Source organism: Delftia sp. WSY_12 (assembly GCF_043104645.1).
GTDB lineage: Bacteria > Pseudomonadota > Gammaproteobacteria > Burkholderiales > Burkholderiaceae_C > Comamonas > Comamonas tsuruhatensis.
Genome location: NZ_JBICKW010000009.1, coordinates 99,607 through 112,216, shown reverse-complemented (window position 1 = coordinate 112,216; position 12,610 = coordinate 99,607). Strand labels below are relative to the sequence as shown.

Annotated in this window: 15 protein-coding genes; 4 read left to right on the top strand and 11 right to left on the bottom strand. The window is 70.9% G+C overall.

The window, feature by feature from the left end; translation table 11 throughout:
• Positions 1 to 4: 4 nt before the first annotated feature.
• The 10 genes from ACF8LI_RS04715 to ACF8LI_RS04670 form a co-directional block, all read right to left on the bottom strand.
• Positions 5 to 1,015: a P1 family peptidase gene (locus ACF8LI_RS04715; protein ID WP_016449921.1), complete on the bottom strand. Its 1,011-nt coding sequence runs from the start codon at positions 1,013 to 1,015 to the stop codon at positions 5 to 7.
• 66 nt (positions 1,016 to 1,081) lie between these two features.
• Positions 1,082 to 1,483, bottom strand: coding sequence for a copper-binding protein (locus tag ACF8LI_RS04710; RefSeq protein ID WP_392412209.1), 402 nt, complete (start codon positions 1,481 to 1,483; stop codon positions 1,082 to 1,084).
• A gap of 15 nt (positions 1,484 to 1,498) precedes the next feature.
• A complete protein-coding gene (locus ACF8LI_RS04705; RefSeq protein WP_310038632.1) occupies positions 1,499 to 2,008 on the bottom strand; it encodes a DUF411 domain-containing protein in 510 nt (169 codons plus the stop codon).
• Between the two features lie 34 nt (positions 2,009 to 2,042).
• Positions 2,043 to 2,534 (bottom strand): plastocyanin/azurin family copper-binding protein, encoded by a 492-nt coding sequence (locus ACF8LI_RS04700; protein ID WP_133074156.1) that lies wholly within the window; start codon positions 2,532 to 2,534, stop codon positions 2,043 to 2,045.
• Positions 2,535 to 2,554: 20 nt separating this feature from the next.
• Positions 2,555 to 3,937, bottom strand: a complete 1,383-nt coding sequence (locus ACF8LI_RS04695) for a multicopper oxidase family protein (protein ID WP_016452435.1) — start codon at positions 3,935 to 3,937, stop codon at positions 2,555 to 2,557.
• A 1-nt stretch (position 3,938) separates the two neighbouring features.
• Positions 3,939 to 5,387, bottom strand: a complete 1,449-nt coding sequence (locus ACF8LI_RS04690; RefSeq protein WP_392412207.1) for a TolC family protein — start codon at positions 5,385 to 5,387, stop codon at positions 3,939 to 3,941.
• The gene (locus tag ACF8LI_RS04685; protein ID WP_338496892.1) at positions 5,384 to 5,752 is read right to left on the bottom strand and encodes a hypothetical protein; all 369 of its coding nucleotides are present in this window, start codon (positions 5,750 to 5,752) and stop codon (positions 5,384 to 5,386) included. Before ACF8LI_RS04685 ends, ACF8LI_RS04690 begins: the two co-directional genes overlap by 4 nt.
• A 121-nt stretch (positions 5,753 to 5,873) precedes the next feature.
• The gene (locus ACF8LI_RS04680) at positions 5,874 to 6,353 is read right to left on the bottom strand and encodes a hypothetical protein (protein WP_312839930.1); all 480 of its coding nucleotides are present in this window, start codon (positions 6,351 to 6,353) and stop codon (positions 5,874 to 5,876) included.
• A 48-nt stretch (positions 6,354 to 6,401) separates the two neighbouring features.
• The gene (locus tag ACF8LI_RS04675; RefSeq protein WP_392412204.1) at positions 6,402 to 6,788 is read right to left on the bottom strand and encodes a DUF3703 domain-containing protein; all 387 of its coding nucleotides are present in this window, start codon (positions 6,786 to 6,788) and stop codon (positions 6,402 to 6,404) included.
• On the bottom strand, positions 6,785 to 9,013 hold the full coding sequence (locus ACF8LI_RS04670; protein WP_392412203.1) for a heavy metal translocating P-type ATPase: 2,229 nt from the start codon (positions 9,011 to 9,013) through the stop codon (positions 6,785 to 6,787). The genes ACF8LI_RS04675 and ACF8LI_RS04670 overlap by 4 nt, the downstream gene beginning before the upstream one ends.
• A gap of 39 nt (positions 9,014 to 9,052) precedes the next feature.
• On the opposite strand from ACF8LI_RS04670, the gene ACF8LI_RS04665 reads away from it, so the two are divergent.
• From ACF8LI_RS04665 to ACF8LI_RS04650, 4 genes are all read left to right on the top strand, one after another.
• Positions 9,053 to 9,517 carry a Cd(II)/Pb(II)-responsive transcriptional regulator gene (locus tag ACF8LI_RS04665; protein ID WP_017404568.1) on the top strand — a complete coding sequence of 155 codons (465 nt, stop codon included), beginning with the start codon at positions 9,053 to 9,055 and terminating at the stop codon, positions 9,515 to 9,517.
• Positions 9,518 to 9,589: 72 nt separating this feature from the next.
• On the top strand, positions 9,590 to 10,393 hold the full coding sequence (locus tag ACF8LI_RS04660) for an ABC transporter permease (RefSeq protein WP_012204765.1): 804 nt from the start codon (positions 9,590 to 9,592) through the stop codon (positions 10,391 to 10,393).
• A gap of 65 nt (positions 10,394 to 10,458) precedes the next feature.
• Positions 10,459 to 11,451, top strand: coding sequence for an MlaD family protein (locus tag ACF8LI_RS04655; RefSeq protein ID WP_013803088.1), 993 nt, complete (start codon positions 10,459 to 10,461; stop codon positions 11,449 to 11,451).
• Positions 11,448 to 12,206, top strand: coding sequence for a hypothetical protein (locus ACF8LI_RS04650; protein ID WP_312839927.1), 759 nt, complete (start codon positions 11,448 to 11,450; stop codon positions 12,204 to 12,206). The genes ACF8LI_RS04655 and ACF8LI_RS04650 overlap by 4 nt, the downstream gene beginning before the upstream one ends.
• Before the next feature lie 59 nt (positions 12,207 to 12,265).
• Here the strand turns inward: ACF8LI_RS04650 and ACF8LI_RS04645 are convergent, their stop codons facing one another.
• Complete coding sequence (locus tag ACF8LI_RS04645) at positions 12,266 to 12,430, bottom strand: hypothetical protein (protein WP_016449910.1); 165 nt, start codon at positions 12,428 to 12,430, stop codon at positions 12,266 to 12,268.
• Positions 12,431 to 12,610: the final 180 nt, after the last annotated feature.

Below are 12,610 nucleotides of genomic sequence, written 5' to 3'. Positions count from 1 at the left end.
CCGGTCAGGGCCGGCAGGCGGCCAGCTCCCTGGCACAGGGCAGCTCCAGCCCTTCGGCCGTGGTCAGCGACTGCGCGGCCAGCACGGCGCGCACCGTGGCCAGGGCCACGGCCTCGGCGGCCATGGCGGACAGGGTCAGCATGCCCAGCGAGTGCTCGGCCAGGCCCGTGCCCAGGGCGAACAGGGTGTCGCCATCGCTCATGGTGTGCACGGGTCGTATGGCGCGTGCCAGGCCGTCATGGGCCACCACGGCCAGGCGCTGGGCCTGGGCCTTGGTGATGCGTGCATCGGTGGCAACCACGCCGATGGTGGTGTTGGTGCCTGCCAGCAGCGGCCGGGGCTCTTCGCCGCGCAGCAAGGCACGGCAGGTGTCGTGCAGCTGGCGGCCATCGGGGCTGCGCGCGCCGGCCAGCAGCACGCCGCTGTGGGGATCGACCACATCGCCCACGGCATTGCAGGCGATCAGCGCGCCCACGGTGACGCCGTGCACGGTGAGCGAGGCCGTGCCGATGCCGCCCTTCATGGCGCGATCCATGCCGAAGACCTTGCCCACGCAGGCGCCCATGCCGGCGCCCACATTGCCCTCGGCAGGCCGCGCGGCGCTGGCGGCCTGGCAGGCCGCATGGCCGGCATCGGCACCCGGGCGGATGCGGCTGTCGCCCACCGCCAGGTCGAACAGCACGGCGGCCGGCACGATGGGCACGCGGCCCACGCCCACATCCAGTCCTATGCCCTGCTCATCGAGCCAGCGCATGGCGCCGCTGGCCGCGTCCAGCCCCCATGCGCTGCCGCCCGAGAGCATGACGGCATGCACCTGCTGCACCAGGTTGGAGGGATGCAGCAGGTCGGTCTCGCGCGTGCCGGGGGCGGCGCCACGCACATCGCAGCCGCCCACGGCGCCGCCGCGCGCCAGCACGACGGTGCAGCCCGTGGGGCGGCGGGCATCGGTGTGGTGGCCCACCTCGATGCCCTGTACGCGGGTGATGGAGCCGGGGTCTGAGTCGGTGCTTGGCATGCGCTGCTCTGCTCTGTGATGGACAGGCCTTCACCTTAGCCGAAACGGCAGCCCTGCACCCGGTCTTCAGCGCAGCACTTCCAGCTGCGTGACCACGAAGGCGCCCTGGTCCTGCTCGGCGCGAAAGCGCACCTTGTCGCCCGCCTTGAGGGCGGGCTCGGGTGCTGCCACGCGCAGCTGGAAGACCATGGTCATGGGCGGCATGCCCAGGTTCTTGAGTTCGCCGTGGCGCAGCGTGACCTTGCTGGTGCGTGCATCCCAGCGCGTGACCTCGCCTTCGCTGAGGTCCTGGCTGGCGGCGGCGGGTGCGGTTTCGGCAGATTGCGCGCCATGCGCCGCATGGTCGTGGGCCGTGGCCTGGGCCCAGGCCCAGGCCGGGATCAGCGCGGCGGCAAGGGCCAGGCGCACGGCAAGGGCGGTACGGGACGTACGGGACGTACGGGAAACAAGGAGGACTGTGTTGTGCATGGTGTGCTCCGGGGGTCAGCGGTAGCTGGTGAAGGTGCGGGTGGAAACGTCGCTGTTCATGAGGTTCTTGGTGATGAGCAGCACCTCGTAGGGGTCCTTGCGGCCGCCGTACTCGGGGCCGTCCATGCCGGGGCTGCCCACGGGCATGCCGGGCACTGCAATGCCTACCGCCTTGGGCTTTTGCCTGAGCAGCTTGTGCACGTCGGCCGCAGGCACATGGCCTTCGAGCGCATAGCCTTCGACCAGGGCCGTGTGGCAGGACCCCAGGCGCGCCGGAATGCCCAGCCTGGCGCGCACGGCGCTGTTGCCGGTGTCGTGCACGGTGACGGCAAAGCCGTTGTGCTCCATGTGCACCACCCAGTCCTGGCAGCAGCCGCAGTTGGGGTCCTTCCAGACCTCGACCGGGATGCGGGCCGTGGGTGCAGTCGCCCACAGCGAAGGGGCGGCGAATGCCGTGCAGGCCAGGGCCATGCGGCGCAGCGCACTGCGGCGCGGGTGGGCGGATGCCATGCGTTCATGTTTCATCGGGTGCTCCTGAAGGGGGGAAGAAGTGGCGCGCTCATTGCGTCACGGTGATGGTTCCGCGCATGCCGGCCTGGTAGTGGCCGGGGATGAGGCAGGCAAAGTCGAAGCTGCCTTCGCGGTTGAAATTCCAGACCAGGTCGCCGGATTGGCCGGGCGAGACATGGGCCATGTAGGGCTCGCCGTGCTCCATGGTGGGGAACTTGAGCATCATCTGCGCGTGCTCGTCCAGCGAGGCCGGCGTGCCCAGCACGATCTCGTGCATGACCTGGCCCTTGTTGGCCACGCGCAGGCGCACCGTCTCGCCGCGCTTGACGCTGATGCGCTCTGGCGTGAAGCGCATGTTGTCGCTCATGTCCAGGGTGATGGTGCGCCGGGCGGCCGAGGCATCGCCGGCAATGCCCCAGGGCTTTTGCTCCTTGACCGCGGCGGCCTTGGGAGCGTCATCGTGGGTTTCGCTGCCATGGGCGAAGACGGCAGCGGGGCCGGCGAGCAGTGCCGTGGCGAGGAGGAGGGCAAAGGTGTTCATGAGGTGCTCCTTGGATGGCATCAGTGGTGCTCATGGCCCGCACCGGGCTTGCGCACGCTGGGTGCGCCGGGGGACTGGCCGGGCGTGGTCTGGCGCGGTGCGGAGGCCTCGGCCGCCGGCCCCTTCCATTCATAGGCCACGCGGCCCTTGGGGTGGTTGAACCAGCCCGGGTCGCCGTAGTCGTTGGCGCCCAGCTGCTCGCGCACCTTGAGGGTGGTGAACATGCCGCCCATCTCGAGGGGGCCGAAGGGGCCCGTGCCGGTCATCATCGGGAAGGTGTTGTCGGGCAGGGGCATCTCCATGGCGGCCATGTCGCCCATGCCGCGCTCGCCCATGACCATGTAGTCGGGCACGATCTTCTGGATCTTGCCGACCAGGCCCCGGTGGTCCACGCCGATCATGGTCGGCGTGTCGTGGCCCATGGCGCCCATGGTGTGGTGGCTCTTGTGGCAGTGCAGGGCCCAGTCGCCCAGCTCGTCGGCGATGAACTCCACCTGCCGCATCTGGCCCACGGCCACGTCCGTGGTCACCTCGGGCCAGCGTGCGGACCGGGGCACGGGGCCGCCGTCCGTGCCCGTGACCTCGAATTCGTGGCCATGCACGTGGATGGGGTGGTTGGTCATGGTCAGGTTGCCCACGCGCAGGCGCACGCGGTCGCCGCGCCGGGCGACGACGGGGCTGATGGCGGGGAACACCCGGCTGTTGAAGGTCCAGATGTTGAAGTCCGTCATCTCGGCCACGCGCGGCGTCATGGAGCCGGGCTCCACGTCGTAGGCCGACAGCAGGAAGGCGTAGTCGCGCTGGACCTCGGCGATCTGCGGGTGCGCCGCCTTCGGGTGCGTGATCCACAGGCCCATCATTCCCATGGCCATCTGCACCATCTCGTCGGCATGCGGGTGGTACATGAAGGTGCCGGGACGGCGCGCCGTGAACTCGTAGACAAAGGTCTTGCCGGGCGGGATGTGCGGCTGGGTCAGGCCGCCCACGCCGTCCATGCCGTTGGGCAGGCGCTGGCCGTGCCAGTGCACGGTGGTGTGCTCGGGCAGGCGGTTGGTCACGAAGATGCGGACCTGGTCGCCTTCCACCACCTCGATGGTGGGGCCGGGGCTCTGGCCGTTGTAGCCCCACATGTTGACGAAGAAGCCCGGCGCCACCTCGCGCACCACGGGCTCGGCCACCAGGTGGAATTCCTTGACGCCTGCGTTCATGCGCCAGGGGGTGGTCCAGCCGTTGAGCGTGACCACGGGGCGGTAGGGGCGGCCGTTGGGCGGGGCCAGCGGGGCGGCGGTCTCGGCCGAGGACTGGGTCGCTGCCTCGGGCAGGGCGGCCAGGGCCACGCGGCTGACGGCGGCACTGGAGACGGCGGCCACGGCGGCGCCGGTGAAGAAATTGCGGCGGTTCATGTCAGTGGCTCGCTTCGTTGGTGGGGGTGGGCGCGGCAGCGCTGGCGGCAGCCTGGATGGCTCCCGGCGACGTGCCGGTCAGTGCCAGCTGCAGGTCGGTCTCTGCCAGCCAGAAGTCGCGCTGCGCATCGGTGGCGGTGGCCACGGCCTGGGCGCTGCTGCGGGCCTCGGCCAGCAATTGCCAGACGCTGACGAACATGCCGTTGTAGCGAAGCATGGTTTCGTCCTGGATGAAGCGGCGCAGCGGCAGCACCTCGGCCTGCTGCTGGTGGGCCAGGTCCCAGGCCGTGCGGTAGCGCATCCAGCTGCTGCGCGCCTCGGCGCGAGCCTGGATGGCGCCTTGCTGCAGCTGGGCCGCGCTGCGCTGCAGCTCGGCGCGCGCGCGGCCGCTGGCGGCGCCGCCCCAGTCGAACAGCGGCAGGGGCAGGTCGATCTCCCAGCCGCGTGTCACATCGCTGTGGCCGGTGGCCCGGTCCGTGGCGGTGTTGCGGCTGTAGCCCAGGCCGATGTCGCCGAAGATGGCGCCGGCGCGCGCCCAGCCCCGGCGCTCGCCCAGATGGTCCAGGTCGCGGCGCAGGGCGCGCAGGTCCAGGCGCTCGCGCAGCGCGGTGGCCTCGGCATCGTCCCCGGCGCGCAACTGCGTGGCGGCCTGCGGGATGGCGGGCAACTGGTCGGGCAGCTTGAAATCGATGCGCCCTCCCCACAGGCCCATCAGACGGGCCAGTTGCTCATGCTCGGCCGTGGCGGCCAGGCGCGCACGCGCCAGCTGGGCTGCGGTGTCCTGCTGGATGCTGAGCTCGCGCGCCTGCTGCAGCCGGCTGAAGTTGCCCACGCGGGCCATGCGCCGCGCCAGCTCGGCCCCGGCCTCGGCCGCCTCGTGCATGCGCTCGCTGGCCGCCAGCTGCTGGCGCGCGGCCACGGCGCGCAGCCATGCGCGGCGCGTGTCGGCGGCCAGCCGCAGCACGTCCTGCGCTGCGGTCAGCGTGGCCTGTTCCATCTGCATGCCCTGCCAGCGGCTGCGCCAGGGCAGGGTGATCAGGCTGACCAGGCCGAAGCTCAGCTGGCGCTCGATCTCGCGCTCGTCGCTGTTGACCATGCGGCTCAGGGTCAGCGTGGGGTTGGGCAGTGTCAGGGCCTGCACGCGGTCTGCATCCTGCACGCCCAGTTGCGCCAGGCGCGCCTGCAGGCCGGGATTGTTGAGCAGTGCGATGCGCACGGACTGGTCCATGTCCAGCGGCTGGCGCAGCCACTCGTCGATGCGCTGCTGCGCCGCGTCGCGGGCCTGCAGATCGGTTGGTGGCAGTTGGGCGCCGTCCGGCAGGCGGCTGGCGGTATGGGACTGGACCGCGCCGCGCAGGCCGTCGGGCGAGATGCTGGCGCAGCCGGCCAGGGCCAGCACGGCAGCCATGGCGCCGACCAGCCGGGTGGGGGCGAAGACGGTGCGCTTCATGGCCGGCCTCCGTGCTGCATGTGAGAGCCGTGCGGGGACGGCGCAGGCGTGGATCGGCCGGCCTGGGCCGCCTCCCAGCGCAGGATGTCCACATGGCCGTTGGGAAACTCGGCCACGGCGGCATTGGCCTGGCGCCAGTCGGTCAGTTCGGTTTCCACGGCGCCGCTGGGCGGCAGGGCCGCATGGCGCAGGGGCAGGCTGGCGGCTGCCGGATCGATGGCGCCGGTCAGGCCTGCGGAGGAAGAGGCCGGGGGGAGGCTGCCGTCATGGGCTTGGGCCCAGGCAGCGGGGCTGGAGACGGCAAGGGCTGCCAGCCCGAAATGGATGAGGGGGATGAGGGGGGCGAGAAAATGCGCACGGCGCATGGTGATCTCCTGAATGCGTAACGGGTGACGCATCCGCAGCCAAGCGCCCTGCCATGCCCGAGAACGGGCTGCCCATGGACGGGCGGCAGGGATGGCGCGGACGCACTTCGGGCGTCAGGCTTCAGGAAATGGGTGGCTTGATGGCCTGCAGCTTGGCCGCGCTGGCAAAGCGCGTGCTGCCTTGGGGGCGCAGTGCGGCGGACGGCGCAGCGCCGTCCGAGCCGATCTGGCCAGGGGTGAAAAGGGCCGAATGGCAGATGCCGCACAGGGTGCAGCTGGGGCCGTGTTCATGCTCGCCGCAGCCGCCGCCCGGGTGGCCGCTGGCCTGGGGAGCGCAGCCTGCACTGTGCTCGGCGTGTGATGCGTGATCTGGGCCGTGATCTGCGGCGTGGGCCGCATGATGCTGCTCGGGGCTGTCCGGCGATTGCGTGATTTCCCGCGCGATTTCGGGCGCGTGGTGGTGGAGTGCCGACGCCGGATCCAACGCTGGAACAGATGCGGCAGCCAGCGCCAGGGCCGACATGACCGGCGCAGCCCCCATGGCCATGGCGTCGCCCAGCAGGCCACGAAGGACCAGCAGCAAGACCAGGACAATGGACAAGGGGCGGCGCATAGGCATGGATGATACCGGACGGTGCCGCGAAGTTCCTCAGGTGCGGGCCCTCTGCCCGGGCGGGCGGCGCGTGGTGCGCAGTGCCTCGGCGATCAGCGCCGATATGGCGGGTGGCATGTCCATGGGCAGGGTGGCCGGCACCGTGGTGCGGCCGGTGTTGCCGCGCGGCAGCCGGTCCAGCAGATGGCCTGCGGGCACCAGGGCCAGGCGCAGCAGCTGGCCGGCGACCTCCCTGCCGTCGCGCAGCTGCAGCGCGTGGCGCAGCATCCAGCAGTGGGATCGCCAGTGCAGGCCCAGCAGCTGCTGGGCCTGCACATGGCTGGCCTCCAGCAGCAGCCAACGCTGTGCGGGCGCCTGGTCCTGGCTTGAACGGAAGCTGTGCAGCAGGTGGGTGAAGGCGGCACGGCGCTGGGCGTCGGTCATGCCGTCTCCCGGTCGCTGCCCCAGCGGCGCAGCCGCAGGCCGTTGCCGACCACCAGCAGGCTCACACCCATGTCCGCCAGCACGGCCAGCCACATGCTGGCGTTGCCGGCCAGGGCCAGCGCGAAGAACACCAGCTTGACGCCCAGCGACAGGGCGATGTTCTGCCAGAGCACGGCGTGGGCGCTGCGCGACAGTTCCACCACCTCGGGCAGGCGGCGCAGGTCGTCGTTCATCAGCACCACGTCGGCGGTTTCCATGGCCATGCCCGTGCTGTGCATGCCGCCCATGGCAAAGCCGATGTCGGCCTGGGCCAGGGCCGGTGCGTCGTTGATGCCGTCGCCCGTCATGGCCGTGGGGCCGCGTGTGCGTTGCAGCTCGGCCAGTGCGTCGAGCTTGTCCTGGGGCAGCAGGCCGCCGCGCGCATCCTGGATGCCGGCTTCGGCAGCGATGGAGCGCACGGTGGCCGTGTTGTCGCCGCTGAGCACCACGGGCTGCACGCCCAGGGCCTGCAGGCGCGCCACGGCTTCGCGGGCCTGGGGCCGCAGCGGGTCGGCCACGGCGAACAGGGCACGCACGCCCCCGGCATCGGCCAGCAGGGTCACGGTGCGGCCCTGGGCTTCGTGCATGGCCAAGCCGGCGCGCAGCGCGGCGCTGTCCCAGCCTTGCTCCTGCACCCAGCGCAGGTTGGCCAGGGTCCAGAGCTGGCCGTCGATCTCGGCCTGCACGCCACGGCCGGGCAGGGCCAGCAGCTTGCTGACCGAGGCCCGCGCGGCATCGGCGGCCACGGCGGCATCAGCCTGGAGGCCGGAAGCAATGGCGCGCGAGACCGGGTGGTCCGAGCGGCCGGCCAGGGCCAGGGCGCGCGCGGCGGGCAGGGCGGGGCCAGGGGCGGTGTCCCGGGCTGCATCCTCTTCGCTCCAGGACTTCCATTCGACCAGCTTCGGGCTGCCCGTGGTCAGCGTGCCGGTCTTGTCCAGGGCAATGGCGCGCAGCTTGCGCGCCGATTCCAGCGCCTGGCCTCCCTTGATCAGCAGGCCGCGGCGTGCAGCCGCCGTCAGCGCGCTGACCACCGTGACGGGGGTGGACAGCACGAGGGCGCAGGGGCAGGAGATGACCAGCAGGGCCAGGGCCTGGTAGGCCGCGTCATGCCAGCTCCAGTCCATGACCAGCGGCGCCAGCACCGCCAGCGCAATGGCCAGCACCAGCACGATGGGCGTGTAGACGGCGGCAAAGCGGTCGACAAAGCGCTGGGTGGGTGCCTTGGAGGCCTGGGCCTGCTCCACGGCATGGACGATGCGCGCAATCAGGCTGTCATTGGCCGCCGAGGTGACGCGCATCTGCAGCTCGCCATCCTGGTTGATGCTGCCGGCGTAGAGCTCGTCGCCCGGGGCCTTGTCGGCCAGGGCGCTTTCTCCGGTGATGGGCGCCTGGTTGACCGAGCTTTGGCCGCGCAGGACCACGCCGTCAAGCGGCACGCGCGCGCCAGGGGCCACGCGCACGGTGGCGTCCAGCGCCACGTCGGCGGCGGCCACGCGCTGCACGCTGCCATCGGGCTGGAGCACGTCGGCCGTCTCGGGCGCCATCTGCAGCAGGCTGCGGATGGCATTGCGCGCCCGGTCCATGGCCTGGTCCTCGATGCGCTCTGCCGCGGCGTACAGGGCCATGACCATGGCGGCCTCGGGCCACTGGCCGATGGCGAAGGCACCCGTGACGGCAATGGCCATCAGCGCATGGATGCCCAGCTTCAGGCGCAGCACGTCGCGGATGCCGGCCTTGTAGACGCCCAGGCCCGACAGGGCAATGGCCAGCACGGCCACGGCCATGCCGCCGTATTGCAGGGCCGGCACGCCGCCCTGGGAGCCGCTGAGCCAGTGGGCGGCTTCGGCCAGCACGGCTGCAATCAGCGCGGCCGTGATGCGCGGCCAGCCGGGCAGCACGCTGTGGTCATGGCCGGCATGGGGATCGCTCTCGTCGTGACCGTGGTCGTGATTGTGGTCGTGATTGTGGTCGTGATTGTGGTCGTGATCGTGGCCATGGCCCTCGCCGTGCGCATGCGAGTGGCCATGGGCCTTCTTGCGGGCCGGCGTGGGCTGGGTGATGGTGAAGGGCGCGCAGCAATCGGTGCCGCAGGCGGAAGACGGCGAAGTCGAGGCGGGCGTGGAATGGGCTGGGAAGGCTTTCAGGGCCTCGTTGCCCTGAGGGCTTGGCAGGCGATTGGAGTTCATGCGAGCATTGGAAACGGTGAAGTCACTTCAAGGTCAAGCATGTCACAGCATGAATCTGCGCGCTGGCGCATCGGCGAGGCGGCCAAGCGTTCCGGCGTGGCCGCCGCCAACATCCGCTACTACGAGAAGGAAAGGCTGCTCAGTGCAGGCGCGCGCGAGGACAACCAGTACCGGCTGTACAGCGACAGCGATGTGCACCGGCTGCGCTTCATCCGCCTGTGCCGCGCCATGGACATGTCGCTGGACGAGGTGCGCACCCTGCTGGCGCTGGACGGCGCCAGCAAGGCCGACTGCGTGGCCGCCAACGAAACCCTGGATGCGCACCTGGGCCATGTGCGCGAGCGCCTGGCCGAGCTGCGCGCGCTGGAGCATGAGCTGATGCAGCTGCGCAGCCAGTGCGACGGGTCGGCCAGCTACTGCCATCTGATCGAGGCCCTGCACGCCCAGGCCGACGAGCCGCTGGCGCCTGCCCTGGGCAGCACCGGCGCCAAGCGCCATGTGTAGCGCCGTCCGCGGCTGCCTGTCTTGCGCCGGCGTCCGACGGACCGTCCCGGTACGGCTCGCTATCATCGACCGATGAGCCTCAGCCACGCAGCCCTGTCCCTTCCCGACCGCATCTGGGCGGCGCTGCGCGACCATGCGCTGGCCTGGTGGCGCAGCGTCTACCTGGGCGCCGTGTTGCTGGTGCTGGCCATGTCCCCTTCCAGCTACCGGCGCGGCGCGCGGCGTGCCATGGCGCACCAGATCTATGTGCAGACCGGGCCCATCCTGCTGGGTTTCACGGCGCTGGCGGCGCTGTTGTGCGCGGTGATCACGCGCATCGTCATCGTCACGGCGCTGAGCTATGGGCTGTCGCGCTATGCGCTGGAGATGGTGGTGCGCGTGCTGGTGATCGAGCTGATCCCGCTGACGGCCGCACTGTTCGTGGCCATGCGCTGCACCATTCCCAACGGCACGCTGATTGCGCAGCTGCGCGCGCGGGGCCAGCTCCAGGCCTGGCAGGAGCGCGGCTCCGATCCGCTGCGCATGGCCCTGGTGCCGCGCGCCGCCGGTGGCGTGTTTGCCTCGGTCACGCTGGCCGTGCTCAGCTGCGTGGTGGCCCTGGTCACCGTCTACCTGAGCGTCTATGGCTTCACGCTGGCGGGCCTGCCCGGCTACACGCGCATCTTCGGCCAGATCTTCACGCCGGCCGTGACCCTGGTCTTCGTGCTCAAGACCTGGTTCTTCAGCCTCACCGTGGCCATCATGCCCATGGCTTCGGGCCTGTATGCGCCGCTGCGGCGCCACCGGCTCGGCGGCGCGGCGCTGGGCGGCTTTGCGCGCATGTTTGCCGTGCTGCTGGTGATCGAGGTGATCTCGCTCATGGGCAACTACTACTGAGCACGCCCGCTGAACTCCACGAACCCCACATGCACGGCAAGGCCCGTGCCAGAACAAGGAATGCCATGACCGATACGCGGCGCACGCCGCCAGACCCCTGGGACGGCGAGGAAATCGAGGCCCTCAAGCCCGTGGCGCACCTGCGCGCCAAGGCGGCGGGCCTGCTGCTGTTCACGCTGGTGCTGATTCTTGGATCGGCCCTGTACCTGCTGTACTCGCGCGGCGTGTTCGACGCCACGCAGCGCCTGGTGCTCACGGCCGACGACTCCGAGGGCGTGAGCGTGGGCATGGACATGACCTTCTCGGGCTTTCCGATCGGGCGCGTGCGCCGCATCGAACTGGCCGAGGACGGCAATGTGCGCATCCTCATCGACGTGCCGCGCAAGGACGCGCACTGGCTGCGCGAGTCCAGCGTCTTCACCCTGGTCAAGGGGCTGGTGGGCGGCACCACCATCAAGGCCTACAGCGGCATCCTCAGCGATCCGCCGCTGCCCGACGAGGCCGTGCGCCCCGTGCTGCGCGGCGATGCCACGGCCGAGCTGCCGCAGATCATGTCCACGGCCAAGGAAGTGCTGGGCAACATCGCCCAGCTCACCGCGCCGGACTCGGCCCTGGGCGGGTCGCTGACCGAGCTGCGCGGCCTGGCCGGCCGGGCCCAGGGGCCGGGCGGCGTGCTGGGCGTGGTCATGGGCAGCGAGCAGGAGGCGCGCAAGGTCACGGCCCTGCTGGACCGCGCCAATGCCACGCTGGCCCGCATGGAGCGCATGGTGGCGCGGGCCGACAGCCAGGTGTTCGACGCCGGCGGCGTCATGCCCGAGGTGCGTTCCACCGTGGTGCAGCTCAACGGCCTGCTGGCCGACACGCGCCGCACGCTGGGCAAGGTGGACGCCGTGCTGGCCGAGGCCCAGGCCGTGGGCTCCAATGCGCGCGAGGCCACGGCCGACCTGGGCGCACTGCGCGCCGAGGTGGAGGGCAACCTGCGCCGCCTCGAAGGCGTGCTGGCCGACCTGCAGCGCAAGTGGCCGTTTGCCCATCAACCGGAGTTGAAGCTGCCATGAGTGCTGCCGCCAAGAAACTTTCTGCCGCAACCCTCCTGGCGCGCCATGCCGCCGCCGGCGCCGTGCTGACCCTGGTGCTGGCCGGCTGCAGCAGCCGCCCGCCCGCGCCGGACTGGGCGCTGAATGCCGAATCGGCTTCGCAACGCGCATCCACCGCCTACCTGGAAGGCCGCCAGCGCGTGCAGGCCCTGGAATGGGACAAGGCCCGCGCCGAGGTGGCCGCCACGGGCCGCACCGACCTGGCCGCGCGTCTGGAGCTGATGCGCTGCGCGGCCCAGGTGGCCAGTCTCGAATGGGACGACTGCCCCGGCTACCAGGCGCTGGCGCTTGACGCGGCGCCGGCGGAGGCCGCCTATGCGCGCTATTTGCAAGGCAGGCCCCGGCCCGAAGACATTGCGCTATTGCCGGAACTACAGCGCCCCGTGGCGCAGGCGCTGCTGGGTGTGCCTGCCTCGGCGCTGGCTGCCGTGGGCGCCATCAAGGAGCCGCTGCCCCGGCTGGTGGCGGCCGGCGCGGCCTTGCGGGCGGGGGCGGCACAGCCGCAGTTGCTGGAGCTGGGTGCCGAGACCGCCTCGGCCCAGGGCTGGCGCCGGGCGGTGATGGCCTGGCTGCTGCTGCAGGCCAGGGCCCATGATCAGGCGGGCGAGGTGGACAAGGCCCAGGCCGTCAGGCGCAGGCTGGCGCTGCTGGAGAAGACGGCCAGCGGTGGGGGCGCATCGGCAGGTACATCAACCGGCGCATCGGCCGGCAAATGAAAACAGCGCCAGTCCGAAAGGGATGGCGCTGAGCAGGCATTTGCAGGCGCTTGCAGGGCCTACATCGACGACAGCAGGGCGCCCGGGTCTTTTTGCAGCAAGGTGTCTGCGGCCGGGGCGGCGCTGTCCAGCCACAAGGTGGCAACGCTGGCGGCGACGGCAAGCAATACCGTGGCGGTGAAGGCAATGAAGGGATGACGTCCGAAGGGGCTGGGTCTGCGCATGGTGCACCTCCTGTCTGGCAGCGCAGGCAGAGCATGGGGCTGGGCCTGGACTCCATTGCACACCGGATTGCGCAGCGTGGCTGTCGGACAATCGCTTTCTCTCTTGACGTTCGTGAAAAAAGCGGTGGGAGAAATTCCCTATCGATCTTCAGAAGGCCGAAAAAAAAAGCGAGGCAAGGC